Annotated in this window: 27 protein-coding genes and 1 pseudogene; 9 read left to right on the top strand and 19 right to left on the bottom strand. The window is 52.4% G+C overall.

Annotated features, from left to right (window positions below; all coding sequences use genetic code 11):
• Positions 1 to 14 precede the first annotated feature (14 nt).
• Positions 15 to 911, top strand: a complete 897-nt coding sequence (locus EPA93_RS28380) for an aldo/keto reductase family oxidoreductase (protein ID WP_129890750.1) — start codon at positions 15 to 17, stop codon at positions 909 to 911.
• A 57-nt stretch (positions 912 to 968) separates the two neighbouring features.
• Here EPA93_RS28380 and EPA93_RS28375 read toward each other — a convergent pair whose 3' ends face one another.
• Positions 969 to 1883: a Vgb family protein gene (locus tag EPA93_RS28375; RefSeq protein WP_129890749.1), complete on the bottom strand. Its 915-nt coding sequence runs from the start codon at positions 1881 to 1883 to the stop codon at positions 969 to 971.
• Positions 1884 to 2134: 251 nt separating this feature from the next.
• Between EPA93_RS28375 and EPA93_RS51070 the strand changes: the two are divergent.
• Both EPA93_RS51070 and EPA93_RS28370 read left to right on the top strand, forming a co-directional pair.
• Positions 2135 to 2242: pseudogene (locus EPA93_RS51070) on the top strand (tetratricopeptide repeat protein); the annotation flags it as partial.
• A gap of 99 nt (positions 2243 to 2341) precedes the next feature.
• Positions 2342 to 3508 carry a tetratricopeptide repeat-containing protein gene (locus EPA93_RS28370; protein WP_242527160.1) on the top strand — a complete coding sequence of 389 codons (1167 nt, stop codon included), beginning with the start codon at positions 2342 to 2344 and terminating at the stop codon, positions 3506 to 3508.
• A 335-nt stretch (positions 3509 to 3843) separates the two neighbouring features.
• On the opposite strand, the gene EPA93_RS28365 is transcribed toward EPA93_RS28370, so the two are convergent.
• From EPA93_RS28365 to EPA93_RS28345, 5 genes are all read right to left on the bottom strand, one after another.
• A complete protein-coding gene (locus EPA93_RS28365) occupies positions 3844 to 4401 on the bottom strand; it encodes a cupin domain-containing protein (protein ID WP_129890747.1) in 558 nt (185 codons plus the stop codon).
• A gap of 30 nt (positions 4402 to 4431) precedes the next feature.
• Complete coding sequence (wrbA, locus tag EPA93_RS28360; protein WP_129890746.1) at positions 4432 to 5049, bottom strand: NAD(P)H:quinone oxidoreductase; 618 nt, start codon at positions 5047 to 5049, stop codon at positions 4432 to 4434.
• A 173-nt stretch (positions 5050 to 5222) separates the two neighbouring features.
• The gene (locus tag EPA93_RS28355; protein WP_129890745.1) at positions 5223 to 5654 is read right to left on the bottom strand and encodes a MarR family winged helix-turn-helix transcriptional regulator; all 432 of its coding nucleotides are present in this window, start codon (positions 5652 to 5654) and stop codon (positions 5223 to 5225) included.
• A gap of 237 nt (positions 5655 to 5891) precedes the next feature.
• On the bottom strand, positions 5892 to 6854 hold the full coding sequence (locus tag EPA93_RS28350; RefSeq protein WP_165423449.1) for a CPBP family intramembrane glutamic endopeptidase: 963 nt from the start codon (positions 6852 to 6854) through the stop codon (positions 5892 to 5894).
• A 272-nt stretch (positions 6855 to 7126) separates the two neighbouring features.
• A complete protein-coding gene (locus EPA93_RS28345) occupies positions 7127 to 8257 on the bottom strand; it encodes a PQQ-binding-like beta-propeller repeat protein (protein WP_129890743.1) in 1131 nt (376 codons plus the stop codon).
• A gap of 343 nt (positions 8258 to 8600) precedes the next feature.
• Here EPA93_RS28345 and EPA93_RS28340 point away from each other — a divergent pair, with 343 nt between their 5' ends.
• The gene (locus tag EPA93_RS28340; RefSeq protein ID WP_165423915.1) at positions 8601 to 9446 is read left to right on the top strand and encodes a tetratricopeptide repeat protein; all 846 of its coding nucleotides are present in this window, start codon (positions 8601 to 8603) and stop codon (positions 9444 to 9446) included.
• 264 nt (positions 9447 to 9710) lie between these two features.
• Here the strand turns inward: EPA93_RS28340 and EPA93_RS28335 are convergent, their stop codons facing one another.
• From EPA93_RS28335 to EPA93_RS28315, 5 genes are all read right to left on the bottom strand, one after another.
• Positions 9711 to 10331: a P-loop nucleotide/nucleoside kinase family protein gene (locus EPA93_RS28335; RefSeq protein ID WP_165423448.1), complete on the bottom strand. Its 621-nt coding sequence runs from the start codon at positions 10329 to 10331 to the stop codon at positions 9711 to 9713.
• A gap of 153 nt (positions 10332 to 10484) precedes the next feature.
• Entirely contained in the window at positions 10485 to 12212 is a 1728-nt protein-coding gene (locus EPA93_RS28330) for a leucine-rich repeat domain-containing protein (protein ID WP_129890740.1), read from the bottom strand.
• 179 nt (positions 12213 to 12391) lie between these two features.
• The gene (locus tag EPA93_RS28325) at positions 12392 to 13414 is read right to left on the bottom strand and encodes a pentapeptide repeat-containing protein (RefSeq protein ID WP_129890739.1); all 1023 of its coding nucleotides are present in this window, start codon (positions 13412 to 13414) and stop codon (positions 12392 to 12394) included.
• A gap of 457 nt (positions 13415 to 13871) precedes the next feature.
• Positions 13872 to 14570, bottom strand: a complete 699-nt coding sequence (locus tag EPA93_RS28320; protein ID WP_207229226.1) for a cation efflux transmembrane domain-containing protein — start codon at positions 14568 to 14570, stop codon at positions 13872 to 13874.
• Positions 14570 to 14917, bottom strand: a complete 348-nt coding sequence (locus EPA93_RS28315; protein WP_129890738.1) for an ArsR/SmtB family transcription factor — start codon at positions 14915 to 14917, stop codon at positions 14570 to 14572. The genes EPA93_RS28320 and EPA93_RS28315 overlap by 1 nt, the downstream gene beginning before the upstream one ends.
• Positions 14918 to 15188: 271 nt before the next feature.
• Here EPA93_RS28315 and EPA93_RS28310 point away from each other — a divergent pair, with 271 nt between their 5' ends.
• Positions 15189 to 15710, top strand: coding sequence for a hypothetical protein (locus EPA93_RS28310; protein ID WP_129890737.1), 522 nt, complete (start codon positions 15189 to 15191; stop codon positions 15708 to 15710).
• A gap of 309 nt (positions 15711 to 16019) precedes the next feature.
• On the opposite strand, the gene EPA93_RS28305 is transcribed toward EPA93_RS28310, so the two are convergent.
• A complete protein-coding gene (locus EPA93_RS28305; RefSeq protein WP_129890736.1) occupies positions 16020 to 16280 on the bottom strand; it encodes a VCBS domain-containing protein in 261 nt (86 codons plus the stop codon).
• A 607-nt stretch (positions 16281 to 16887) separates the two neighbouring features.
• Between EPA93_RS28305 and EPA93_RS28300 the strand changes: the two genes are divergently transcribed.
• Positions 16888 to 17481, top strand: coding sequence for a pentapeptide repeat-containing protein (locus tag EPA93_RS28300; protein ID WP_165423447.1), 594 nt, complete (start codon positions 16888 to 16890; stop codon positions 17479 to 17481).
• 314 nt (positions 17482 to 17795) lie between these two features.
• Here the strand turns inward: EPA93_RS28300 and EPA93_RS28295 are convergent, their stop codons facing one another.
• The 3 genes from EPA93_RS28295 to EPA93_RS28285 form a co-directional block, all read right to left on the bottom strand.
• Positions 17796 to 18152 (bottom strand): hypothetical protein, encoded by a 357-nt coding sequence (locus EPA93_RS28295; RefSeq protein ID WP_129890734.1) that lies wholly within the window; start codon positions 18150 to 18152, stop codon positions 17796 to 17798.
• Positions 18153 to 18674: 522 nt separating this feature from the next.
• Positions 18675 to 19187, bottom strand: a complete 513-nt coding sequence (locus EPA93_RS28290; RefSeq protein WP_129890733.1) for a hypothetical protein — start codon at positions 19185 to 19187, stop codon at positions 18675 to 18677.
• Positions 19188 to 19536: 349 nt separating this feature from the next.
• A complete protein-coding gene (locus tag EPA93_RS28285) occupies positions 19537 to 19779 on the bottom strand; it encodes a hypothetical protein (protein WP_129890732.1) in 243 nt (80 codons plus the stop codon).
• A 74-nt stretch (positions 19780 to 19853) separates the two neighbouring features.
• On the opposite strand from EPA93_RS28285, the gene EPA93_RS28280 reads away from it, so the two are divergent.
• Positions 19854 to 20432, top strand: a complete 579-nt coding sequence (locus tag EPA93_RS28280) for a hypothetical protein (RefSeq protein ID WP_129890731.1) — start codon at positions 19854 to 19856, stop codon at positions 20430 to 20432.
• Positions 20433 to 20576: 144 nt separating this feature from the next.
• Here the strand turns inward: EPA93_RS28280 and EPA93_RS28275 are convergent, their stop codons facing one another.
• Together EPA93_RS28275 and EPA93_RS28270 are read right to left on the bottom strand one after the other, a co-directional pair.
• Positions 20577 to 21080 carry an Ntn hydrolase family protein gene (locus tag EPA93_RS28275; protein WP_129890730.1) on the bottom strand — a complete coding sequence of 168 codons (504 nt, stop codon included), beginning with the start codon at positions 21078 to 21080 and terminating at the stop codon, positions 20577 to 20579.
• Positions 21053 to 22120, bottom strand: a complete 1068-nt coding sequence (locus tag EPA93_RS28270; RefSeq protein ID WP_129890729.1) for an insecticidal delta-endotoxin Cry8Ea1 family protein — start codon at positions 22118 to 22120, stop codon at positions 21053 to 21055. Before EPA93_RS28270 ends, EPA93_RS28275 begins: the two co-directional genes overlap by 28 nt.
• A 698-nt stretch (positions 22121 to 22818) precedes the next feature.
• Between EPA93_RS28270 and EPA93_RS48605 the strand changes: the two genes are divergently transcribed.
• Entirely contained in the window at positions 22819 to 22968 is a 150-nt protein-coding gene (locus tag EPA93_RS48605) for a hypothetical protein (RefSeq protein WP_165423446.1), read from the top strand.
• Positions 22969 to 23024: 56 nt separating this feature from the next.
• Here EPA93_RS48605 and EPA93_RS28265 read toward each other — a convergent pair whose 3' ends face one another.
• Both EPA93_RS28265 and EPA93_RS28260 read right to left on the bottom strand, forming a co-directional pair.
• On the bottom strand, positions 23025 to 23879 hold the full coding sequence (locus EPA93_RS28265) for a carbohydrate binding domain-containing protein (RefSeq protein ID WP_129890728.1): 855 nt from the start codon (positions 23877 to 23879) through the stop codon (positions 23025 to 23027).
• A gap of 698 nt (positions 23880 to 24577) precedes the next feature.
• Positions 24578 to 25405, bottom strand: coding sequence for an alpha/beta fold hydrolase (locus EPA93_RS28260; RefSeq protein ID WP_129890727.1), 828 nt, complete (start codon positions 25403 to 25405; stop codon positions 24578 to 24580).
• A 573-nt stretch (positions 25406 to 25978) separates the two neighbouring features.
• Between EPA93_RS28260 and EPA93_RS28255 the strand changes: the two genes are divergently transcribed.
• Positions 25979 to 26296 (top strand): hypothetical protein, encoded by a 318-nt coding sequence (locus EPA93_RS28255; RefSeq protein ID WP_129890726.1) that lies wholly within the window; start codon positions 25979 to 25981, stop codon positions 26294 to 26296.
• Positions 26297 to 26311: the final 15 nt, after the last annotated feature.

Below are 26311 nucleotides of genomic sequence, written 5' to 3'. Positions count from 1 at the left end.
AGAGGAAAACTTCGATGGTATCGCATTCTACGAATGAACATAGCAATCTATCAGCTGCGGCTGCGGACACGTTTACTCTGGCCGAGGGCCTGACGGTGACGCGCATGGGGTATGGGGCGATGCAGTTAGCTGGTCCGCATGTGTTCGGGCCGCCCGCCGATCGTGCTGAGGCTGTGGCCGTCCTGCGTGAGGTGGTGAGGCTGGGTATTACGCACATCGACACCAGCGACTTCTATGGTCCGCACATCACCAACCAGATCATTAAGGAAGCTTTGCATCCCTACCCGGCTTCATTGCATATCGTGACTAAAGTTGGCGCGCGTCGCGACGCTGAGGGGAACTGGCCGCCGGCGCTGGCTCCTGAAGAGTTGCGCCAGGCTGTGCATGATAATTTGCGCAATCTTGGCCTTGATGTGCTCGATGTCGTTAACCTACGCGTCGGAGGGTTCTCCGGTCCCACGCCCGGCTCACTTGCCGAACCGTTCTCGGTGCTGGTGCAACTGCAGCAAGAAGGGCTAATCAAGCATCTTGGCGTCAGCAATGTGAATGCCGAGCAGCTTGCCGAGGCGCAGGCCATTGCACCGATTGTCTGTGTGCAGAACTTCTACAATATTGCCAACCGCGGCGACGATGAGCTTATCGACTCCCTGGCGGCGCAGGGTATTGCCTACGTGCCCTACTTCCCGCTCGGTGGCTACTCGCCGCTGCAGTCCGACAAACTTGAAGCGATTGCTAGCCGTCTCGGCACGAGGCCGATGGCTGTGGCGCAGGCCTGGCTGTTGCAGCGCTCGCCGAACATACTGCTTATCCCGGGTACTTCGTCAGTGGCGCATCTGCGCGACAATGTGGCGGCAGTGACGCTGAAGCTTTCGGCTGAGGATCTGGCCGTGTTAAACGTGATTGCCTCGTGAGCACGACAGAGGCAGCAAGAAAGGGCGCGGCGATCCCTGCTGAGCGCCCTGGCCTGCTTACTCTGCCTTGATGATCAATTGTCCAATCCTGTTGGCCTCCTCGGCAATCCAGAGGGCGCCATCGGGACCGGCGGTAATGCCGTGCGGCTCTGCCTGTGGTGTTGGGATGGCGTATTCGCTTATCTCGCCGGTCAGGGTGATGCGGCCTATCTGGTTACTTCCCCATTCTGTAAACCAGAGGGCGCCATCGGGACCGCTGGTAATTGCGTGCGGGCGCGCATTTGGCGTGGGAAGTTCGTATTCGCTGATGGCGCCCTCTATGGTGATCCTGCCGATCCTGTTGCCCAGAATCTCGACAAACCAGAGAGCGCCATCGGGGCCAGACGTGATGCCTACAGGGCCGGATTGCGCGGCAGGAAGGGCAAATTCGCTGATGGTGCCCTCTGTGGTGATGCGCCCAATCTTGTTGCCCTGGTTCTCGCTAAACCAGAGCGCTTGATCCTTGCCTACCGTGAGCATTGAGGGAAAGGCGCCCGGAGTCGGGAGCTCATATTCAGTGACCTTGCCGTCAAGGTTCAGCTTGCCAAGGCGATGGCTTCCCAGGGCCGTAAACCAGAGCAGGCCATCGGGTCCGCTCACAAGGCCGTAAGGTGAGGATGCCGGCGTGGGAAGGGCATAGCTAGAGATTTTTCCGTCCGTGCTAATCCTGCCGATCCTGTTGCTTTGCGCAAGGCTAAACCAGAGCGCACCGTCAGGCCCGGGGCAAATCACAAGCGCTCCCGTATGTTCGGGCGGGAGTGGATATTCGACAATTTCTCCATTTGTGCTGATCCTGCCGATCCTATTGGCTTGCTGCTCCGTAAACCAGAGGGCGCCATCAGGTCCCGCTGTAATCCCATAGGGTCCTGAGTCAGGCCGGGGCAACGTGTATTCGTTAAAAGAGTACGCCTGCTCAGGCTGTTTGTGCTGCATAGATGAGTTCCTTTCCCTCTTCGCTATGAGGAGTGCTTTTGATTATAGCAGGCAGGCAGAAAATAGCAAACCTGGCACGCAAGTGCAAAAATTGTCTGTATTACCTGTTACCCTCTCATGTCTTGTCCAGCCGGCTGCTTGATGGCCGGCTGCTATCTGACAGTTAAAACAAAGTTCTCCTTTTATTGCCGGAATCGCTGATAAGAGCAAGAATTACTTTTCAGGCAAGATAAACAAGAAAGGAGAAGCCATTGCAAGAAAAACACGAAACCGTAAGCGCTTTGTGCGAGCAGACCAGCATCTATCAGCAGCAGGGAGAGCATGATGAGGCGCTCGAGTGCTTCAAAAGGGCATTGATCCTGGCAGTGGAGGAAAAGCAGTCAGGCGCGGATCATTTGTTGGTGGCTATTTTGGATCGTCTGGAAACCTTACAAAGGTTGCGTTGGAGAGAGGTAGAGTTGCTCTGCAAGCAGATGCTGGCCCTGAGAGAAGAGCAGTTTGGGGCCGAAGATCTCGGGGTGGCAAGCATTTTGCATTACCTGGCAGAACGTTACTCTCATGATATGAGATATGCGGAGAAGGAGCCGCTCTACATACGAGCGCTGGCCATCAGAGAAAAGTTGCTGGGAGATGGTCCCGAGACGACAAAAAGTTTGTCAGCTCTGGCCGGTCTCTATGCAAGGCAGAGATTTGCAGCGGAGCCGCTCTACAAGCGAGCGCTAGCGATAAAGGAGAGGGTATGGGGCGTGCAGCACCCCGAGGTAGCTGACTTTCTAGACTTTCTGGCCTATTTCTATGATAGGCAGCAGAGATATGCGGAAGCGGCGGAGTGCTACAGACGGGCCCTGGAGATTTGGGAGAAGTTGAGGGAAGAGGACAGGATAGCAGGCATTTTGACCGAGCATACAGATCTCAAGCTAGCAGGCACTTTGGTCGGGCTGGCCGATCTCTATTTTCATTACTTGAATAGAGATGAGGAGGCGGAGCCACTCTACAAGCGGGCTTTAGAGCTGCAGGAGAAGCGGCCAGGGGAAGATCTGCAGCTGGCTGCGCTGCTTGTCGATTTTGCCAACCTCTACTTTGAGCAGAAGAGATATGAGGAGGCTGAAGCACTCTACAAGAGAGCCTTAGCGATAAGGGAAAGGGAGTTAGGAGAAGATCCCGAGACTGCGGACGTCCTGTACAAGCTTGCAAGGCTCTGCTATTTTCAGCAAAGATACGAGGAGGTGGAAAGGTTCATTAAGCGATCCCTGGCGATACTAGCAGAGAAGCCGGGCGCAGATCTGCTGACAGCGGATTTTCTGTATCTTCAGGGCGCTCTCTGCTATGGGCAGGATAGATATGCGGAGGCGGAGGAGTACTACGGAAAGGCCTTAGCGCTATTTGAGAAGATTAGGGAAGATCCTACTATTGCGGAGGTCTTGTTCGATCTGAGCGACCTCTGCGATGATCAGGAGAGATATGCGGAGGCGCTGGAGTACGCCGGAAGAGCGTTAAAGCAGGCGGAAAAACTATTGGGCGCTGATCATCTCCGGACTCACTCGTTCCGCGGAAAGTATAACAGATTGCTTGTTTTTATGGCTGAGAATGAGGAAGCAAGCGACCGAAAAGAGCAGGCGGAGTGAGCAGGCTCCTGCAAGCCGCTTTCTGCTTTTCCCGGAAAGCGGCTTGCTAAGCTTTGTTTGTGTGCTGCTCCTGTCAGGAGTTGTGTGGGGACAAGAGGCCTGTCCTATCAGCATAAGTAGGGAACGGAGGCCGGAGGGCAGAGGGAAAGGTAGAAGTTCCTGTGAGGCTAGGGCTACCAGACCAAGAGTGGCCCTTGTGTTTTGCCCGGCTCGCTGAAACTTGAAGTGAGAGAACCCTCTTTTCGGGAGCTCTCTCAGATCGCTAAGGACCGCCTAAAAACCAAAACAGAAAAGCTGCCAGGAACGAGAATAGCAGGAAATGTTTTTCCTTTCTTTTAGAGGTAAGTTTCGCGTAGAGTTCGTTCTACTCCTAGCAGGTTTGCAAGCAAGGCCAGGCCTCCGAAGACGCCTTTTTGGAGAGACAGGGGCAGGCCTGGGAGGTAGGTTTCGGACAGCTCAAAGAGGATAGCCCGGTGCCAGAGACTCCGAGGAATCCCTTGAGGGTCGCACTTGCCGTCGCAAGCCAGGCCATAAAAGAGGCGTAGCATCTCCTCAAAGTGGCGGGCCGGGCGCACTTCGGTGAGAAAGGTCACTGTTGTGTCGCCGGGATTAGAAAAACGGTGGTGGGTTTTGAGGGGAATTTTGACGCTCTGACCCACTTCTAGAAGGATCTTTTTTCCATCGAGCTCTACAAGCAACTGTCCTTCAAGCACCTCAAAGCGCTCGGTGAAGGTCAGATGATAGTGCAGCCTGTTGCCTCCGTGGGGCGCCAGCTCAACGCGCGCCTGTGCATAGGCTCCTTGTGTCTCAGCCGCAGTTTTCAGGAAAGTGACCCGATCCTTGAAGAGGGGATTCTCAATAGTTGCTGGTAGAACAGAATGTTTGCTTTGCATGGCTCAAACCTCGTGAATGATGACGATGGGTTATCTAATGTTCTGCCTGTGCAGAGATGCGGCAACCTTTGCCAGGCGCTTGCCCTGGTAACGGGCGGCCTGCAGCACGGCTTCCAGGTTCTCAGCCTTTCCATTGGGGGTGCTCAGTGATGTTCCGTAGGGATTGCCGCCCGCATCATAGACCGCTTGATCAGTGTAGCCCGGAGGCACAAGCAGGCAACCCCAATGGTAAAAGACGTTGTTGAGCGAGAGTAGGGTCGCTTCCTGGCCTCCATGTAGGGTAATGGCCGAGGTGAAGGTGGTTACTGCTTTGTTGGCAAGCACGCCTTTGGCCCAGAGTCCGCCCGCTTGATCCAAAAATTCTTTAAGCTGTGCTGCAGGCGTCCCAAAGCGTGTTGGAGTGCCGAAGGCGTAGGCATCGGCCCATTCCAGATCATCGAGCTGAGCTTCGCTAACCGTCTGACATGTCTCCTCATAGTGCGCTTTCCAGGCAGGGTTTTTCGCTCTTGCCTCTTCAGAAGCTAGCTCGGCCACGCGACGAAGACGGACCTCCGCATCCAGCTCCTCTGCTCCTTCGGCGACGGCACGGGCCAGCTGGTAGACATTGCCAGTAGCACTATAGTAAATGACGGCAATTCGTAGACTCATAAGTCTGTATTCCTTCCATGCTAAATAAAGAACATACTAACGATATCATGACCATATGAGAAAACGTACTTACCTATAAGGCTTCCTCACGCTTTAGTCGGTACGAGGTCTCTTAGCCTTGTTCCCGCGATTATTTATTGTATATACAAGTATACAATAAAAAAGAAGCGATGTTACCGCTCAAGGTTGCTGGCGGCGGTTTCTAGCAGGCGCCAAAATAGCACCTTTTCGGCCTCGGTCATCCCTTGCGTGAGCTGCTTCTCCAGATCTAGCCACACCTGCCAGGCTGGCTCACAGAGTTTACGCCCTTGCTCAGTCAGATACACGCGTGCGATCCGCGCATCTTCCACGTCTGTGCGCTGCTCAACTAGGCCGCTTCCCTCCATGCGCTTTACAACTCTGGTGATTGTGGAGAGGTCGAGATGATGAAGTGCGGCAAGCTGTGATTGGGTCATGCCGTCTTCCCTTTGTAGAGAGAGCAGCAGCATTTCTTGTCCTGAATAGAGACCCATGCGCTTCAAGAGTTCAAGGCCCTGGCGCTGATGAGCGCGCTGAGCTCGCACTAGCTGGCCACCAATCAAATGGCCGACGAGATCTAGATACATCACCGTCTCCTCTGTTTACTTGTATGTACATATAATATATCGAAAATGGAAGGAAGTCAAGCGTTTAGCTTTATGCCAATCGCTACGCACTGGCGGAATTAATTTATAAGATACGGCACATCTCTATCATGGCCAGAGGAGATTTGAGAAGGTGTGCCGCTCTACAAAAGAGCGCGTAGCGCTTTCTGGTTTTCTCAGCAAAGCGGCTTGCTAAGCTTTGTTTGTGTGCTGCTCCTGTCAGGAGTTGTGCGGGGACAAGCGGCCGGTCCTTGCGCTCTCTTTGCTCAGCTCTGAGCCTGGTGGCGTTTGTTCGGCGCTAGCCTGGCGCGCGAAGCGTGTGGGACCGCTGATGATTACTATGCTCAGGGCCACAAGACATTGTATAGTTACCCCGCGCCAGTCGTTCCATAGCGAGATGGGAAGATACAGGGCCGTCATATTGAGGGCTGCGTGGAATAAAAGTGCTAGCAGGACGCTGCCCCGCGTGTGATTGTAGACCCAGGCGATCAGAACACTGTTGGCGACTGTGCCCAGGACGAAGAGCAGAAAGGGCGTGCTTGATTGGCTGGTTCCTTTGATGAAGAAGAAAGGCAGATGCCACATGCTCCACAGAAGGCCGAGAAGCAGGCTCGCCGTCAGGGGCCCGAAGCGATTCTGTAGCCTGGCCAGCGCAAAGCCACGCCAGCCCGGCTCCTCTCCCAGCGGGCCACCGATAAGCCCACCCACGATAAATACCGGGATGATGAGCAGCCAGGGATTAATCCCTAAGGGAAGGTCTAATTGTCGGACCACCGCCGGATGCGCAAGGTTGAAGGTAGTTCCGTTGAGCAGAAAGGCCCCGGCCATCGCCAGCAGGATCGCTAACGCTGGCTCAAAAAGTACTACCAGATACCAGCGCAGGCCGACGCGCCAGGTGAGCCAGGGCCGGAAAAAGGCTCGCATCCCTCCCTTGTCTGCGGTCGTTGCTACTATGAGCAGAGCCGCCAGCAGTGGCCCGCTGCTGCCTATCAGCATAAGCAGGGAACGGAGGCCGGAGGGCAGAGGGAAAGGTAGAAGTCCTTGTGAGGCTAGGGCTACCAGACCCAGTGTGGCCCATGTGATGGCATAGGCGAGCACAAAGTAAGCGATCAGGGAGGACGGCTTTCCACCTTGAGACCGGGAAGGATTATTTCTCAGCATCATCTCTGATAGATGTGTCATTTCAGCTACTTCTTCCATATAAATGATGGCAAAACGGCAGAGCTTTAGCCCGGGGTTGCTTCTCTGAGAAGGATAGCGCACAAGTGTCGCCGAAGTATGCCAGAAGTATGACGAATATGTTTCATCTCCGCGCGGGCCAGCAATTGGCTAAGTCGGCGCTAGAGCGGGTTTGTACGTTTGCCTGGAAAGGAGGGCGGCCCTGATTGACATGAGGATTGGGCGCTTGCAGACCTGGTGAGGCGCGTATTTGCTATAATGGAGCCGGTGAGCTCTTATTCTTTTTTCTCAATTTTGCCGAAAGAGAAGACACTTGAGAGCGCAGTACTCACAAAAGTCTTCCACAACAATGTCCCATCGAGCATTTGCAGGGCATAGACATTACCATCATTTGCTCCTACATATACTATGTTGTTCTCTCCTATTATTGGTGTGGAGAGGAAATTTCCTCCTGTCTGATAGGACCATAGAGGGGCGCCGCTACTTGCTAGAAAAGTATAGAGAGAACCATCGTTCATGCCAACACAGATGATATTCTGGGCGACAGCTGGTGAGGTTGGCTCGCTATTTTCACCCACGCCAATTTCCTGCCTCCATAATAAAGTGCCATCGCTGGCGCGGCGCGCACAAAGAAAGGCGTGTCGCTGATGGCCCCATCGGCCTGAGGGAGTGAATTCATGCAGTATTTCAGTGGAGCTCGTGTAGAGTATTCCATTCATGCTCACTGTGTCTGCGCAAGTCAGAGCGTTTGTCCTCTCTTGCCAGATAACCGAGCCATTATGGGCGTCGAAGGCGAGCCAGCTATTATGAGCAGCAATATAAATGACTCCTTCCACAATTGTCAGGGGAAAATGGCTTGAGGCCGGAAGTGGTACCTTCCAGAGCAGCTTGCCATCTTTTGCCCGCAAGGCGTAAAGGAATGGTCGCAGGGGATTATTAACGGAGGGGGCCAGATAGAGAATCTCACCAGCAACGAGAGGCGCAGTATGAATAAAAGGGCCGAGGGCTGGCAAAACATCAGGACCAAGATCAATACGGAATTGCCAGAGCAAACTACCATCATTTGCTTGTAGCGCATATATTTGCCCACGGGCCGTATTGGTGTACACTACCTCGGCTCCGTTTCCAATGACAGGGGCCCCGACTAAGGATTTCTCAGTCTTATATGTCCACAGAAGAGAGCCATCGTGTAAATGTAAGGCTTGTGTGAAAGCGTCAGGGTGGCGATTCACATTCAGATATAGTATGTCGTTTGCTATACTAAGCGCTCTGTAGCCAAGAGTAGGATATGTTTGCAGTGTGACGCCATTCAGGGCATCCAGCGCATAGACGCTGCCCTGTTGAGCATATATTCTCCCTTGAGCAAGATAAATGGTCGGAGGAAGAACTGTTTTTATTGTTATCATCCCATGCTTCCTTCTTGCACTTGAAAAACATTATCTTGCATCTTATGATGATAACATATTTTACACATAAGAGGCAAGATAATTAAATGTAGTGCTTTTTGAATAGCAAATGATTAGCATAAGTCAGCTGACCATTATCTTAGCAGCCAGAGATACTCAGGATAGGCAAAAGCGAAAGTTTACTTATTGCTGCTCCTACTCCCTTGTGCTACACTCAATCCGCTAAGCACTTGCAAACGAAAAATTTGCTGTTAAAAGCCGATCTCGCCACCTGGTCCTACTGGAAGCGCGGCGCGGAAGCAATGCCACTCCCAAGAAGATGCGAGCAAGAAAGGAAAGGCTATTGAAAGAAGATCCCGCAACATCGTGTCTGCTGCACAATCTGGGCTGGCTCTACTATAAACAGAAGGATTATAAGAAGGCTGAAGCGCTCTACAAGCGAGCGCTGACAATCGGCGAAAAGCGGCCCGAGGTGTCGGCGCCGACAGCGCTCACTTTGCATAATTTGGGTACGCTCTATCAGGAGCAGAAGCGGTATAAGGAGGCAGAGGAGTGCTACAAGAGGGAGTTGGCGATAAAGGAGAGGTTAGAGGAAGAAGATCTCGATTTTGCCGATACCTTGCACAATCTAGCAGATCTCTACGATGCGCAGGAGCGCTATGAGGAGGGTGTGGGGTGCCTCAAGAGGGCGTTGAAGATAAAGGAGAAGCAGGGGGAAGATCCAGAGCTGGCCCGCACTTTGCACGATCTGGCGGATCTCTACTATGTGCAGAGAAAATATGAGGAGGCGGAGGCATATCTCAAGAGGGCGATAGCAATAAGGGAGAAGGAGTGCGGAGAAGATCTACAGACGGGATCTTACTTGCATCAACTGGGTTGGCTCTACTATGTGCAGGGAAGATATGAGGAGGCGGAGAGATACTTCCGAAGGGCCTTAACGATAAGGGAAGTGCTGTTAGAGGAAGATGTGCAGATGGCAACCATTTTGAATAATCTTGCGTGCCTCTGCTATGAGCACTGGCGATATGAGGAGGCGGAGCCGCTCTATAAGAGAGCACTAGGGTTAAGGGAGAAGTTATTGGGAGCCCACCATATCAATACGCAACGGGTCAGAAATAATTACATCAATTTGCTGCACGCCACTGACCGCCATAGAGAGGCAAGCCAGTTGGAGAAACAATCTCAGTAAGCTTGCTCTGAAAAACGCCTCTCAATATGCGGCTTCCTATGCGAAAAAGAGCAGCCTGGAAGCACAACCTTAGCCTGGCTCGTTCTCTATCGGTGCGCCTCACTCCCACCGAAAACTTCGTATAGTCAATATCGAGGCTCTATGCTTGCTTACTGGCCGCACCAGGGGCTTGGCTGTGCGTGCAGGCGGCAAGGCTCTGGCTCACCCATGCCTTTTGAGAAGCCTGGCCTGATGTTGTGCAGGAGAAAAGTGCAAGGGGGGATGCTACAGGCGTTGCCGTACCCATTGCGCAACCTCCCGCACCGTCTCAGAAATTGAGCGCTGACTCGTATCCATGAGCGTCATAGCGGGACGTGTGGTAGCAGCATGCTCCTTGAGCCATCGATTAAATTGAAGCATGCTCCTGATATTCTCTGCTGAACCCGAGTGCCGCCAGTTCGGCCGCTGTTTGAGGCGCGCTTCCAGGAGCTGATCATTGCACACAAGGGCCAGATAGTGCAAAGTCGAGAAATACCGACGTTCTGGACATGCTTCAAATTGTTCAGGGATGGCAGTCCCGCAGAGGACCACTGGTCTCCCGCTTTGCCCCACATTTTTTGCTATCCGCAGCCAGAGATTGCGATAGTCCTGATAGTTGTTCTCAGGAGTAGCGGTGACGGCTCCCCAGAGGATATCGGAGTCTAAGACCACGCATTCGTGCAGAAGAGCAGGCAGTTCCAGGCAGACAGTCGTTTTGCCTACGCCACTGGGGCCGCTCAGGAGAAAGAGCGGAAGTTGGAGAAAGGGGTGGGCATAGCCGCAAAAAGGGCAGATTGCAAAGGGACCAGAAGCATCGATGGCCTTCTCAACTGAATATTCCCCGCATTGTGGGCATACATTGAACATAGCACTCTCCTTATCAATCAGCTCTGTTGGCGCGTTTTCCCGCGAACCCATTATACCCACTTATGGCTGTGTGAGGCACGGGCCTCGCCGTTATGATCTCCCTGGGTGGCTGCACAACGCATGGCCGCCTGACATCCTTTTAGAGATTTGGCGTCAGTGGGAATATTTCACGATCCCACGCTCCTGCAAGATCTTGATGGTCGGGTCTTTACTCCTGGCCGGTTCCACGACCACCGACTCAAGCGCGGGGAACAAGAGGAGTGCGTCAAGGGTGCGCAGTTGCGTGCAGTTCCACAGATCAAGATGCGCCAGGTGTTCAAGCGAAGCGAGCATTGCCAGATTTTTCTCATCCAACTGTGTACAGGACGTCAGTTTCAACCAGGTCAGTTCCGTCAACTGTGCCAAAGGAGAGAAATCCGTCAGGGCGTAACAGTCCGTCAAATTAAGAATACTCAATTTCGCCAATCCGGCTAGAGGCGACAGATCCTTGATGGCACGGGCAGACCACAAGGCAAGTTTGTGCAAAGCGCTCAATCCTGCCAGGGGTGAGAGATCTTCCACGGCTCGGCACTCACTCAAAATGAGTTCGCGCAAGCTGGTCAATCCGCTCAGGGGCGACACATCAGCCACCTTATCGAGATCATAGATGGTGAGTCTCTGTACCTCGTGCAGGTGCGCGAGAGGAGAGAGGTCCATCTTAGTGTGGTTTGCGCTGAAGCTAAGGCTTTGTAATGCTCCTAAGCTTGCCAGCGCTGCAATATCCCGAACTTTCCCTTGCCATGGAAGCACCAGCGCCTGAAGTTCCCGCAGATTGGCCAGCGGCGCCAGATCGCTTATTTGCGAGCATCCCCGCAATGAGAGCGAGGCCAGCCCTGGCATCTCGGCTAAAGGGGTGAGATCGCCGAGCTGGATACAAGAAACGCACTCAAGCTCGCGCAGCTCAGGCAACACAGGGAGTGTTGAAAGATCGCGCAGTTCTTCCCAGTTTGAGAGCCTGAGTGCGGACAGATGGGGGAAGGCAGGAAGTGGGGGAAGCGCGTTCCTCTCTCTGATGCGCGTAAGCGTCAAGCGCTCAAGATCTGGCAGCGCCGGCAACTCTGTGGCGGCAAAGGTACCCTCGATCGTCAGTTCTCGTAGCTGGGGCAGGATCGTCAACCGAGAGAGATCAACAGGCTGTCGGCATGAAATATGGAAATGCTCCAGGCTGGCGTGCGCTGGCAGGGAAGAAAGATCGCTAAGCACCCTGCTCCAGATTTGGAAAGACTTCAGCTGCGGGAATACCTCCAGCCCGGCAAGATCGCTCAACTTGTTCCCCTGTATCGAGAGGCTGCTGAGCTGGGGTAGACACGAGAGCGCGGAGAGGTCGGCATAGGGCCAGCCGTCGAGGATGACCTCCCTGAGTCCCGGCAGGTGTGTCAGTAAGGTCAGATCCCCCTTTTGACAAGGAGGCGAAGAGGAGAGGAAATGAAGCTGTCCTTTGTAATAAGACGCATGGACCAGCGCTTCAATCCCTTTCAACGAGGGTAAATCACCCACGGTCAAGCTGTTTTTATCGTATCTCCACTTCACGTCCACCTCTCCACACAACCACTTCGGCCTCAACGAACGCTTCAGACCCTTTTTTATCTTCATATATTCGCGCTGCACTGTCTGCCGTTGGTCCTGTTGATACTCATCAAGGAGTTGGATTGCGGCTGGCTCTCGCAGCAAGGCCAGAGCGAGCATACAAGCTTGTTGCGTCTTGACGTCGTGTTGGGGCTGGTATGGCAAGACCGAAAGCGCAGCCGGGCCGACTGCCGCCAGAAAATGGGCCTCTTCCCTCGTCGTAGGAACGCGAAGGGGAGCAAGAGGGTGAGGAAGTACCTCGTGATAGCTCTCCATGCTTCTACTCCTTCTTTTATCACCATGCTAGCGGTACTCCATCCAGGTGTCAAGGATCTGGGAAATCGTCTTTTGCTGGGGGTAGCTGGGATTTTCACAGAGTCTTGACGTGGCTACTCCCTTTGGTCCGGGTATCGCCCTGATCCTGGGCTCGCAATTGGGCTAATCTTTTTTGTTTTCTAGCCCTCTCTCCTCATGTTCTTGCCAGTACTGATCGCCTGCAATTGCTCATCAGTCACTATGGCGTTGCGCAGATCAGCATCATCGAGCAGGGCGTAGGTGAGATCGGCGCCAGTGAGATCGGCGCCCTGTAAATTAGCTCTTATGAATGTTGCCTCGGTGAGGGTAGCGTCGGTGAGATCGGCGCCCTGTAAATTAGCTCCGGTGAAAGTTGCTTTCGAGAGATCAGCGCTCCGCAAGTTGGCGCCACTGAGATCAGCTTCAGTGAGATTGGCGCCTCGTAACTTCGCATGCGTGAGTATGGCATGTGCCAGGTTTGCCTTATGAGCAGTTTTCTCATGGTCTGCCAGTAGGGCAGAGCCGCTGAGATCAGCTTCAGTGAGATTGGCGCCCTGTAAATCTATGCCTCTCATATCGGAGTCTTTCATGTTCGCCCGGCGTAAATTAGCCCCGGAGAGGTTGGCATGATACAACGCAGCACCACTGAGATCGGCAGCGCTGAGATTGGCACCACTAAGATTCACAGAATTCAGATTCGTATCGTCAAGTTGCACGCTCGGCAGTTCCATCTTTTGCAGATCCGCTCCTACAAGGGCTTTGCTCCCCCTCAGCGCATCGCCTATAAATGTAACAGGGAGGCCGTTGTGGCTGAAAAAATGCAGCATACTTAGCTGCTGCTCGGCATCTAAAGATTTCAAGACCTGACCCAGGCGCTGCTTGGCAATCTGCGAGACTTCCGGCTTATCGGTGAGAAGTGTGAGGAAGTAGGTTTGGAAGACCATCTCCTGAAGCATTGTCATCCATTGCTTATCGGTCTTTGCCTGCTCGGATGCTTGCCAGGCTGTGAGCCCAAGACTGAACATAATGGCAAAAACTAGCGAGATCCAGATATTATTAGATGCGTTTCCTCCGCTCACAAGGTTGATGAGGAAGCCGATGACTGCCCCGAACAAGCCAGAAAGAATAGCCAGCGTCGAGGGATGAAATACGACTTTGCTAAAGTGAAAAGAACGTTTCTTCATCGCAATTCCTTATCAATTGTAAATGTGAGCTGGAGCGCCTTGTGTTGCTCTTGGTTGCAGATACGTACATAGTCATTTCATCAACGCACTCTTTTATCTCAGGCGTCCCATCGAATGCTCAACCTTTTGAGTTTTAGATTATGAGGTGAGTTATGAGATTCGTCAAGGGGACGGCTACTTCGACATACCTTTATCCCCGTTTACGCAGAAGCTTATATGCGATGGCAGAAGCAGCCAGGCCGCTTATGACGGCATGTAACAATTGCATAATGCTTAGCTGTATGGTTTGCAGCTTTTCGCCTTTTCGCCATCAGTGCGCTTCGACTCCATAATTATGGCATGAAAGTTGGGGCTAGTATATAGGGCAAATGACTCATAAGGCCAGGTTTTCAGCAGGGGATAGCGCTATATATGTGTGAGGAGTGCAAAGCTCTGCCGCTTTGCACACAAAGGCTCATTAGTCCTCATCCTCATCCGCACAGCAGGAACATGCCTCGCCCGTACGTGCCTCATGCCAGGCTTCACGTCCTTCTTGCACCACGAAGTATACAAGCGCAAGGGCTGCCAGGGAATCAGCCCACCACCAGCCAAACAGTCGATTGAGCAGCAGGCCAAGCAGCAACGCGACTGACATGTAGGCACAGGTCAGACTGCACGCCGCATCGGCCTTGAGCGCTGCGCTCCCAATGCGTTTGGCTACCCGACGTTTCCCAATGAACAGTAGCGGCATGATGACGGCGGCAGCGATTGCCAGGCCGACACCCCACCAGGAGGATGCGGGGCGCGTTCTGCTGAGAACGCTCAAGATACTATCTCCAACGATGTAGAGTGCGAGGGCAAACAAGCTCAAAGCTGTTACCCAGGCGGCACGCCGTTCGGCATACTCGACCCGCTCGACTGACCCGCCTTGTTGCTCAACCAGCAAACGCCACAGCAGCATGCCGCCAGCAATCAGTTCAATGATGCTATCGATGCCAAACCCTTCAAGAGAAACGCTTCTTGTCGCAAAACCGGTGGTGAGGGCAACGGTTGCTTCAATCAGCATCCAGACAATGGCGATGACCTCGATACCAATGCCGAGGCGAACCTGTCCGGGGCGTCGAGGTCCAGGTGAAGTGAGAGAAGATGTCTTTGCCATGGGCAAGGAACCATCCATTAGCAATCTTCCTCCTGTGCAGCGTATCGAGGGCAGGCAGAGACTCCATGAGTCACTTCCTTCAACAGTTCTTCAGAGAGTGCGAGCAGTTCGGCAATTCGTGGATCGGCAAGCGCGTAGCGTACGTAGCGGCCCTGCTGCTCACATGTCACGAGGTTGCAATCGAGCAAACAACGTAAGTGATTGGAGGTGTTGGATTGCGTAAGCCCGGTGTGTTCAATCAACTCAGATACGGTGAGTGGACCTGTTCGCAGGGCACTGAGCAGGCTCAGTCGTGAAAGATCAGAAAAGCCGCGAAACAGCTTTGCCTGCAGCACTATAGGTGCTGAACGTGTTTGGGTAAGCATCTCTTTCTCTCTTAAACTATCATATCAGTACCTACTGATATGATAAAATGGGAAGAGATCCCTGTCAAGGATTTTATTGCAAGAAATACTGCACATATGGGCAAAGCATCTCTGCTGGCAAAAATTATATACTGTTTTGTGGATGAAGTAGCTCATCATCAGAAAAAGAGGGGCTGAAACCAGAAGCATGATGCCGCTGTCATTTGGACACGAGGACGGGCCAGAGAAGAGGAAAGGTGATCACATCACCAACCACGCAAAGGAGCAGAAGATGCCTTTTGAACAGTTGACTCTCGGAGAATGGGTCATCGAAGTCGATAGTCAGGCCACACATGAAGCGTACCTCAAGAAAGAGACCATTACCTGCTCATGCCCAGGTTGCCAGAACTACCTTGCCGCCTGCCTGGCTGGCCAGGCCCTTACGTCAGCTATGGGAGCACTCTTTGAGGATCTGGGGATGCTCCCAGAGAAAGAGACAGAGGTCTATGTGTATTGTGGGAACGCTGAGAGGCATCAGGCATGCTATGGAGGGTTCTCCCACCTGGTAGGCCGTCTTCTGAACCGGCCAGCCAACCCCCGGGAATATACGTCAGTCGATGACTGGTTTCAGGTGGCGTTTACCGAAAAGGCGCACGCGCTCTCTCCTACCTTTCCGCAGCCAGTGCTGCAAATGGAGTTTCTCGGGGTCATTCCCTGGGTGCTGCCCAATCTTGAGGTGGCGTTATCAAGAGAGGAAATAGGCAGTGCTCCTCTTGAAACGCTTTTTCCAGGGCTTCACTGGAGGCCCCGCTGAGACGAAAGTTGTCCATCCCAACATTTCCTGCCTTGTTTGCTTGTCGCAGCTCGTTGCGCATTCTGTGGGAGCAAAAGAAGCAGTTTCGGGATGGACAAAAGCGAAAGCTTGCCTTGCACCTCCTATGCAAGAGGGCCAAAAAACATTGCATTCTTGCGACTCAAGATAGTGACCTTCCCCGCTGTCATGGTTCTCTTCGGTCAAAGTTCCCGGCGAGTGCATCGAGAGACCTGGCGCCTCGATCGTTATTCAAGATAAATCGCGCCCCTTTCATAACAAGATAACGATAGTCAGGCCGTATAGTAAATCCTACCCAGGCTTCGCGCAGTTCGCGCAGTGCGGGCACTTCGGAGGGGGAGTACTGTGTTGCCACACATTGAAGCTGAGAGTGGTGTAATTGCCTGTATTCGCGAAAAAGTGGTAGGTTCCATTGACCTTTAACGTAAATTCCTGATCATCGGCTTTCCCTGAAAGCGTTCCCGAAAAGGTTCCGTGGTGGTCATCTGCGTCGGTAATGATGAGCGTTTCCCCGGTTGCTGGATTCTCATACGTGCCGTTCAAGCGTGACATGGGCTTTCCTTTCTTGCGGGTGAGTAGGTGCTTTCCGAAGCCGGAACAAGCACACGAAGACAGACTATCATCCTGAAGGTCTCCCTTCAGAGAGACCCCTCCGCTTCCATTGCCCTCAGCCAGAGATTGGCAGTGCCCCCTACTCGCTCAGCTCGTCTCTCGAAACACAGAAGAGCTGCGAGAGGGATGAAAAGATGTTGAAGTAGAAGAACTGTATACTCTTGATTCAGAGATGCAGAAGGCCATCCCTTCTCAGTGTAGAGAATAAAGGGCCCAAAAGTCAATCTTTCCGGCCAATCATGAAAATATTTTCATTGTTCTTCAATCCAGGCAGGATCGTTTACCTGGCTCTTACAGAACTGGTAAGTGACTTGAAATGTTCACTTTTTGCCCTGAAAGTAAAGCAGCGCAGCCGCTGCTTTTCTGAGCAACCGCCCAAGCTATGGATTGCCGCACTCTCATTTTTATACATTTAGGTAGTTCATGTGCCATCATAGTTGAACAATGCCTGCTTTGAGACCTCTGCTTGTGGTATAGTGAAAAGACGATCATGCCGTCTCAGGGCAGATGCGCGTTTTTGTCTTGCAAGAACCAAGGAGTGAAATTCATGGCGGATCAGAAACAGGTTGATCTTCTCAAACAGGGAGTGAAGGCATGGAATGCCTGGAGACAAGAGAATCCATCAATTATACCTGACCTTGAAGAAGCCGAGTTCACTAGTGCCGATCTCACTAGTGTCAACCTCAGAGATGCCAACCTCACTGGTGCTACCCTCGACAATGCCAACTTCACTGGTGCCCGCCTGAGCGGAGCCAATCTGAGCGGGGCCAATCTCCAAGCAGCCTGGCTCTATTCTGCCGATCTCAGAAAAGCCAATCTGAGCGGAGCCAACCTTACTAATGCTACCCTCGAAATTGCCAACCTGAGAAGTGCCAACCTGAGAAGTGCCAACCTCCAAGCAGCCAGTTGTACAAGGGCCAACCTCATAAGAGCCGACCTGAGTGATGCCAACCTCACTGAGGCTGACCTCGCTAATGCCACCTTCATAGGAAGCTGTCTTGATAGGGCCGACCTCCACTCAGCCTACCTTCCCTCAGCCAATTTCACTGGCGCTGACCTCATTGAAGCCGACTTCACTGGTGCTGATGTCGATGATGCCATCTTCCGTGATGTTGATAAGACAGGAGCCATAGGAATCTAAGAGACAGGAGAGGGATGTTCTTCTCAGACACCCCTCCTCCGCCAACTTCTATGCTTCCTTGCACTTTCAGGCCAGCTTTTCCATGAGGCAAGCATATCGCCTCGGCGAGCGTGAATATATAGCCGGGGCAGTTTCGCCATAGCAAGATGAGGAGGCAAGACGAAAAGCAGAGATTTTAGGAAGCTTGCTAGTTGCCTCTCTCTCCAGCGCCTCATCAGGGGTATGATCTGCTCTACGCTCAAAGATGATGGGCGTGAACGTAGGGCAGATCGTGATAGTTTTCCTCTCCAACGCAGCGATTAGGTCAAGAGACTTTACGCTTGGGGAGAAGCCTGCAGAGCCTGGACAAAGCCAGACTGGTCAGCAAAGCTCTGGCACGTGTCTGGATCGATGAAACGCGTCCCTGTAGAAAGGCGGAATCTTGCTTTGGTCTGGGAGCCAGTGCAAATTTTTACGACGTGATTGATATATGTGGGTCGGCCCCATGAGAGATGGGTCACACTGCCATCCGCGAGTTCGACGCTCGCCTCATCGGGAGCAAGAGACGGTGCGCTTGCAGCTGAGGGCTGCAATGCAGGGAAGGTATGCGCACTGGCTGAAGCAATGCCCAGACTCGTCAACAGAACTAAGGCAAATAGCATCGCCCCCAGAAGTTTTGTTCTACGATTCATGCATGATCTCCTTTGAGAACAGAATTGCTCACTTTGAAATGGAAGGTATGCTGTTTTTCTCTCTTCTCTGCGGCTTCCTGAAAAGTTCAGAGCACGGATTTCTTTTCCCTCTTTGAGAAAATTCAGCTTCTCTCTTTCAGGATAGCAGAGAGGACAAAAATGAGCGATGAGCGTTTCAGATGAGGAAACCAGGTGGAGTTCAAAAACGTTGGTTTCTTGTGACTCATGATCGCGCCTTGAGAAGATAGGGGGTGCAAGAGACGGTGACAGGTCGTATGATGCGTGAGCTTTCTTGTTTTTCGAGCTGAGGTATCGAGGGAGGTGTCAAGCAAACTTTACTGTTGCATGCTGACCTCCTCTCTCGTCATCGGATCAGTGGAGTAAGCAAGTGTCCCACCGCTCACTCCCGGTTAGCGAACGCAGAGAGCCACAAGATACGCAGACAGCTCTGCTTCGTTACACGTTGGGAGTGAGACAAACAGGCGATTGAGGGTTTCTGACCAGATCTCAACCGCCAAATCATCATGACCGTGTTATACGATAGTTGACGGCATAGTCCCAGCTGGAAACGCTTAATCCTTTTTCCGCGAACTTCCAGACAGGGTTCTCTTGTGGCTTTCCTTTCACGGGAATGACAACTTTCAGCGTCCCTAGTCGATCATCTGGATCGATCATTCTCACGAGAGACCCAAGCAGAGCCTGAATATTCTCGGAATCCAGGCCATTTTTTTCCTGTACCTGGCGAAGAAATTTTGGTCTGAGTCCTGACCAATCTTTTGAGACCTCTTCCTCATAAGCATGGAAAACAAGGGTAACTATTTCTCCGTCAGATACATCTTCATCAAAAACGACAGCCTCATCTGGAGAGAAGGTCTTCGTTTGGCCATCCGTAATAGCTATGGGGGAAGTAAGGACTCCTTTCGCTTTCCCCTTGCTGCGGGTGACGGCTCCAGCGATATAAAACGTATCTGAACCCATTGGATCTTCAGTAGCAGAGCACGTGACATCAACGAAGTTTATACGAAGGTGAGCCATTGAAATCGTCTCTCTTTCACGAAAATTCTTAGCTTCAGGTTCTTTTCTCTTATGAGCATCTCATAAGAGATCCCTCTTTCAAAAGATATCGGCAGAGATCAAGAGTTGCTGAAGATATCTGGGAGAAATATGATGGGAGTCACAAAAAGATTGTTTCAGGAGGTCTATTGAAGAGTAGCAAAATCGTTGGTTTGACGAGAATTTTGCACGCCGGGACACAAGAGGAGCGCCGCCAACAGCGCTCCTCTCGGTCACCTGCCGCGCGCCTCTTGAGAAGAGCAAAAAGAGTGCTCAGGGATGGCGCATGCAATCGGTAGTACGAAGGGTGAGAGGCCTCCAGTGGGGAGGATCAGGGCCGGAAGTAACTTATTCCGAAGGAATCAACAGCTTGCTGCGCCCAACGCTGAGCATCCTGTGCTGTCTGAGCAGCTTGTCCAATGGTTAATTGTCCATCTTTTGCGAGCTTTTGTGCTTGCGTGAGTTTCTCAGGTGTATCATTGTTGGCAATAGCTTGCTGGACTTCCTGCGGTGCAGGCTGGTTGTTGTTTTTCATCCTCTGAAGCTGATCATAGATTCCCATATTCATTCCCATAATCTGTTCTTCCTTTCTGTGGTGGAAATACCTCTTGGTCTTCTCTCGAACAAGGGTATGCCGTTGAAAAGAGCATGAAAAATGAACCGATGAGCGTGTTGGAGGCTCACTTGGTTTCCGTATCTCTCATGCTTTTCGAGGAGATCTTCCTCTCTCAATTTCACGTTTGCTCGAACCGGATGTTTCACTACCACTTGAAGGCCAAAGCGAGGCAACCCAAACGTTCGCCGCATCAGGACGTGCAGGAAAATCTGCCCGAAGACGCGTTGGTTGCCTGTCTTCTCACTTATGTTGTGCAAGCTTGGAGTGAGGGAAGAAGAAGCTTTCCCTTTTCTCGTTTCCCGTTCATTGCCATATCAACACAGGTCGTTTTCATGCCTCTCGAAATCGACCTTTTCTTGACACCCACGGCTCCGTTCACCTCAAATGAAAGCGCGTCGCTCCGACAAGCAGAATACCCATTCCTCTTTGGTCTCAAAAAACGTACCAAAATCAACGTGTCATTTTGTGATGGGCGAGATGAGGAAGTGATACTACAAGCAGAAGTTTTTATTTCATATAGTCAATATAGCTGGCCCATGCTTATTCACCGTGGGGAGAGAGGGCTTGCTGGATGCATGGCCTCCTCTCTCGTCATCGGATCAGTGGAGTGAGCAAGTGTTCCACTGCTCACTCCCGGTTGGCGAACGCAGAGAGCTTGTGAGTGCCCGCAACAGCAGTGAAGTGGGGCTGAGTGATTGCACACTCAGCCGTTTCTTGCCGTCTTTCCGTTGTCGGCTTCTCAACGTTTCCTGGCATTACCTCGTTTCGGTGGACGTGGAAGGTCCTTGCCCACTTTCCGATCCTTCTGCCTTTCTTCGCTGGACTTGCTCCCTCAGCGTTTGCCAATGCTGCTGGCGCTCTTGTTCCCACCCTTCCTCTGCTGCCAGCGCTATGAGATTCTCTGGCGTAATCTTCAGTTGGGTGGCATACTGCGCAGCCATGTCTGGGAAGGAGCGCTCTCCGGGCGTATGGACGTAGAGACGACGAATTGCTTGTTGTATCGATTCATCGCTCGGGTCGTATTGGTAGCCTATCACGATACAGTCTGCGCTGCCGTAGAAGTAGCTTACCCCGTTAATGTGGATTCTTGATATATAATTGTCTTTTGGCGCCCTGAACTCATAATGCTGGTCGCCTTTTCCTGCCCATCCTCCCATCATTGATCCGTATCCATTGCCGAAATCGAACCAGAGGGAATTTACGATATCACCATAGCCGACCCAGACAGCTTTCAGGGTTTTAATGCGTACGTCAAACACTCCGCCTGTTGGAGGGGCACTGCTGCCACCGTCACTATTGCCCATCCTCCCCGTTGAGGTCCAGCCGTTTGGTCCTTGCCCATAAGGATAGTCAACCTGGATGGCGTCAATCCGATCCCAACCCCAGACGGTGATCGTCTCCATACCTGCCTCGGGGGAGTGGAATAAAGCAGTGGGATGGAACCGCTATCGTCACAAGATCCACAGGGATCTGAATAGAGTTCCCGAAAAAAATCGAACATCACTGGTACGGGATAGGCCGTCGAGTCCATATACCCCCAGATTTCAAGGTAATCAAGAACGGTCTCAGTCATTTCACGGACGTACTTATTTTCAGTACGGAATGGCTCACAGTAACGCGGATTCGTCTCCGCCTGGGCGACCACGTTGCGGCGGCCCTCTGTATAAACGCGATTAGCGTAGTCCTGATAGGCCTTGATAGTCCCGGTGAGCTTTTTTTCAATACTTGTCACATAGCTCTCTGTCCAGCCCCATTGCGACCCAAAGATGGCCCCATCGCGCAACAGGGAAAGATGGAGGTTGGCAAACTGAGCAAATAAGGGCAAGAGAAGGAGTTCGTAGCTTTCATCCTGGAAATCTGGGAGGTCGTTAACAAACAGATTGTGGGCAGTGGTCCAATTTTCAGAAATGACGTCAGGATTCCCCTGAGAATATTGGAGCGCGTTCTGATACTCGTCTATATTGTTGTGCAAGCCCTTCAGGGCGTTCTTGATTTCATTATAGGTACGTTGAGCAATTTTCTCGTCAATGAGCTTCTCAACTTTCTCTCGAATATCCTCCCAAACGTCCTCTTTCGAGGAGGGCCAAAGAATAGAGACAAGGCCTCCGAGAATACTGCCGACATAGGGGACAAATTTGAGCCCGGTGGTTAGCGCTATCTTGGCGGCATTATTCCAGTCGATACTATAGAACTCAGGAGGGCCTCCCTGTGGGTAAGCGGGGGGCTGCAGCTCTGGCGATACCCATTCTGAATGCTCTGAGGCGTCGCTCAGGTTTCTTGCTTGGTTTGCATCTTCCATGATGACATTGTCCTTTCCGTATGGTTTTATGACATTTCACGACAAATGGGTAAGGGGTCAAGGAACACAAGAGATGATCAGGTACAATCTACAGGGGCCAGGAGGAACGGGTACTGACGCCAGGCGCCATCAGAGAAATACTGATACTTTGGGCTCTCTTTCTAGGAATGACTCTCCCTGCGAGGAAGTTCATTGCCTCCTACGCTCTCCGGCGCTGAGTGAAAGTGTAAAAAGTATGTATTTCAATATAATACTAGTTTAGAAGAGATACCTATTATCGGTCAATCTTTCATAAGAAAAATGAAAAAATCGTAATAAATTACTTTTATGAAACATATGTGACGCATGCTATTCCGCATAAAATGAGCTTCTGGCGCTCGCAAAATTGACAGCTTCCCGACCCTTTTTTACCAGCTTTTCCAATGAGCAAGCGCGGCGCCTCGATGAGGGTGAACATATGGCTGGGGCAGTCTCAAAAAATGTACCATCATCAAAGTAGCAGTTTTGCCCATACGAGATGAGTATCTGACACGAAAAGCAGAGGTTTTAGGAAGCTTGCTAGTTTTCCTCTTCTCTCTTTCAGGATAGCAGGGAGGACAAAAATGAGAGATGAGCGTTTCAGATGAGGAAACCAGGTGGAGTTCAAAATCGTTGGTTTCTTGCGACAGTTGGAGCCGCTTGAAAGAGGGAAGAGCAAAATGAGTGAAGGCGCCACGCTGCTCTTGATTGCCAACCTGACTTTTCCCTTTCTCTCGGTCTGCCTTCCAGACCATCGTGGAGGAAAGCGGTATTGTCAAGCTGAATACCGCTCGCCCGACAAGGAGAAGCGATCAGTTTTCTCCGGTTGACCGCTTTGCCCACCTGTCCCGCTTTTTTCTGTTTCGGCAGGACGCATGCCTCTGCATCAGCGTGAGCTTTGTGGCTCCAGTGCCACGTCATCAATGAACGCTGATCCATAGAGAGCGCTCAGCACGACTGAGAGTCTCGTCTCCTTGTTCCCAGTCGTAAAGGTCAGTGCCGTCTCCTCGGATGCTCCCCAAGAATCGATGCTCTTGTCAGCGAGTGGCTCGCCGTTCTCCCGTTCGACGGTAATTCGTAGAACATCATTGCTCTCGCGAGTCTGTGGTGGGAGTGTACTGTTCCAGGAGAGGGTGTAGGTGGTGTTACCAGAGACCGCAATGGCTTGACGAAGGCTCGCAGGTGCTTGGAGACACATGGCGGCGGTATCACTGCGCCTTTCACGACGGCGAAGGCGCTGCTCCCGGCCCTCCATAATCTGACAAGATCCTCCATCTTTCCTCTCACACACCCAGGGCTGCAAGCCCTGCTCAAAGCTGCCATTGTGCACCAGATTGACCGGCTTCAAGGAGGGGTACTGGAAGTTCCCTACTGAGCCCGCTGGACCGACGTTCTCCACAGTGATCGTCAGGGTCCCCTCGCCCTCTCCCGTCGTCAGCGTGATCCTCTGGGGGGTCCAGTCGCGCAGATCCACATACGTTTTCTTCACCAGTTCCCCGCTCCGATTTCCGGTGAGGGTCAGGACGAGTTTCCCTGAAAAGTGAGTACGCGCCCGAAAGGTGAAGTCATAGGAAGCGTTGCCAGCAATGGGAACCGTTTGACGGATGGTGCCTGCCGGCAGCAACTGCACATACCACTCACCTGGCGAGGAGATGCTGATCTGTTGTGCCTTCTCAGGACCCAGTTGTTCCCAGCCTCTCATACTATCTTTAAACCCGGCATTGATCACCAGTTCTCTCATAGTTTTCCTCCACGCGCTGAAGAACGAACCATCGCTAGATGCCTGAAGATGCCCATGCTCTGGCATCTGGGTTCCCCCTGCTCATTGCTGCATGGGGTCTCTGTTGGGGGAGACATGAGTTGACCCTGCTCCGTAAAAGACAGCCGGGCCCTCTTGGCTTCGGGTCACAGCAGGTGAGGAAGCTTGGGATGATGGATAGGAAGATGAACGTGTCTTTCCTGCATCTGGCTCGACCAGGAGAGGAAAAATGAGCATCCTGTGTTCCCATCAAAAAAGCTTCGGACAAGCTCTTGTCTCTGCTCCTAGAGAGAGCACGCGCGAAGCGCGTGGCACCGTGACTGAACCATGCGGGCAGGAGCGCAGACCGTCGTCTTCGCACCCATGCTCCATCCTCCCAACAAAGCATGCATGAAATGGAGTCTCTTCCCGAAACTCCGTCAGATCTCGTGCACGCTCCAAGGAACCGGCCCGTCTCTTCTGGTGGCAAAACACAGATCGAGGAACGTCGAGGAAGAACGCTTGGAAGAGGAAAGATTCTGAAGCGTCTCTCTCTCATCGACCCTTTCCTGGAACGGATTGCAGAGTCGCAAAACCGGTCGTTTGCTGCGACGCCTTGGCGCATCCCTTCAAGTTGTGTTCTAACGGAAAAATTGAAATTATCAAGGGTTACTCTCTAGGAGAGGCTAGACAGTGCAAAATCACGCTCTAAAGAATTGTTCGAGTACCGAAGCGACTATTTTCGGGTCGGCTATATGTGACTGTCCTTCAAAGGTCTGGCGTTTCGCGTGCGGGATACTTGCGGCGATCGCGTCCGCAGCCTTAGCGAGGGCGAGAACCCAGGCCGCGGCACCAGAGAGGCGCGCATCGGTGCCAGTGGCCACCAGGGTTGGCTTCGTGATCTTCGCGAAGCGAGCAGCCGGGGGCTGACCATCTCCCAAGACAGCAGCCTCGTAGGCGAGCGTGTGTGCAAGAGCTTCTCCGCTGGCCCAGAATGGCGACTGCTTGGCCCCCGCGATCTCCTCATCGGAAGAGCCTGCCAGCCGCATGAAGAGTTCAAGCGCATCACCGCGACGACCCTGAGTGAGCACTGCCTTGAGTTGCTTGACGTATTTCTGCCACTGCTGCGGCCAAATGTCGGCCATGTTGTATGGTACCTCGTACACCGCGAGCTTGCCGATCCCCGATAGCCCTGCCGCCGCAGCCTCTAGCGCAAGAGCCCCGCCTGATGAGACACCATACAGATGTGCCGATCCGCCGCTCTGGACAATGAGCGCATCAATGTCCTCAATCTCGCGTTCGACGGCGTATGGCAAGATGTCGCCGCTGTCGCCTCGGCCACGCCGATCGTAGTTATAGACAGTGAAATGCTTTGCCAATTCCACAGCCAGTGGCGCGTTCTCTGAGCGGTCAGTCAGGCCTCCGCCCACCAAGATAACGGTCGGTCCACTTCCTTGGCGATCATAGGCTATCCGCGTGCCATCCTTCGATTGCACATGGCCTTTTGTGTGTCCTTGTTGTTTCTTCATTTTTCCTCCTAATAAAAAGCGGTCATGATCAGGCCGCTCTCATTGTACATCTCAGGGATGCGAAAAAACTTCTTCTCCCTTGCTCTTTTCTCATGGCATCAGCGAAGGTGATAATCAGCCTGCCACCAGCTCGTCTTGCTCTAAGTGGGCGCGTGCGCTAGAGGCTCGGTGGGGAGAGGCGCAGGTGGCTCGCGATTCTCAAAATCGACCCTTGCTTGACACCCACTGCTCAGTTCACCTCAAATGAAAGCGCGTGGCTCCTGCAAGCAGAATACACATTTCTCTTTGGACTCAAAAAACGTACCAAAATCAACGTGTCATTTTGTGATGGGCGAGATGAGTATCTGACACAAAAAGCAGAGTTACGAAAGCGCCGAGAAAAGTGACAAAAATGGGAGTGTCTGAGAGGAAGAGATCTACTTCTATCTCCCATTGTATCCTACGTCAGAAAAACACTTACAGGCCTATTCTACATAAAATGAGCTTCTAGCGCTCGCAAAATCGATAGCTTCCCGACCTTTTCTTACCAGCTTTTCCAATGAGCAAGCGCGGCACCTCGACGAGGGTGAACATATGGCTGGGCAGTCTCAAAAATGTACCATCATCAAAGTAGCAGTTTTGCCCATACGAGATGAGTATCTGACACGAAAAGCAGAGGTTGTATTTCCTATAGTCAATACCGCTGGCTATGCTTACTCACCGTGGGGAGAGCGGGCTTGCCTGGCGCGTGCCCAACGAACAAAGCAAGGCTCGGGCTCACCCATGCTCTGTGCTGACGGTCGTCCAGATTGGCACGGCGCACGAGCAGGTTTGCGTATCTATACATATCACGCATCTGCATATATTGAGTTATGGCGCGTGCTGGATGGCGTGTTGACAAGGTGCGTGTGAGCCCGAAATGCTTCA

The organism is Ktedonosporobacter rubrisoli (assembly GCF_004208415.1).
Classification (GTDB): Bacteria; Chloroflexota; Ktedonobacteria; order Ktedonobacterales; family Ktedonobacteraceae; genus Ktedonosporobacter; species Ktedonosporobacter rubrisoli.
The sequence above is the reverse complement of the archived record's forward strand: the minus strand, read 5'-3'. Positions and strand labels throughout refer to the sequence as shown.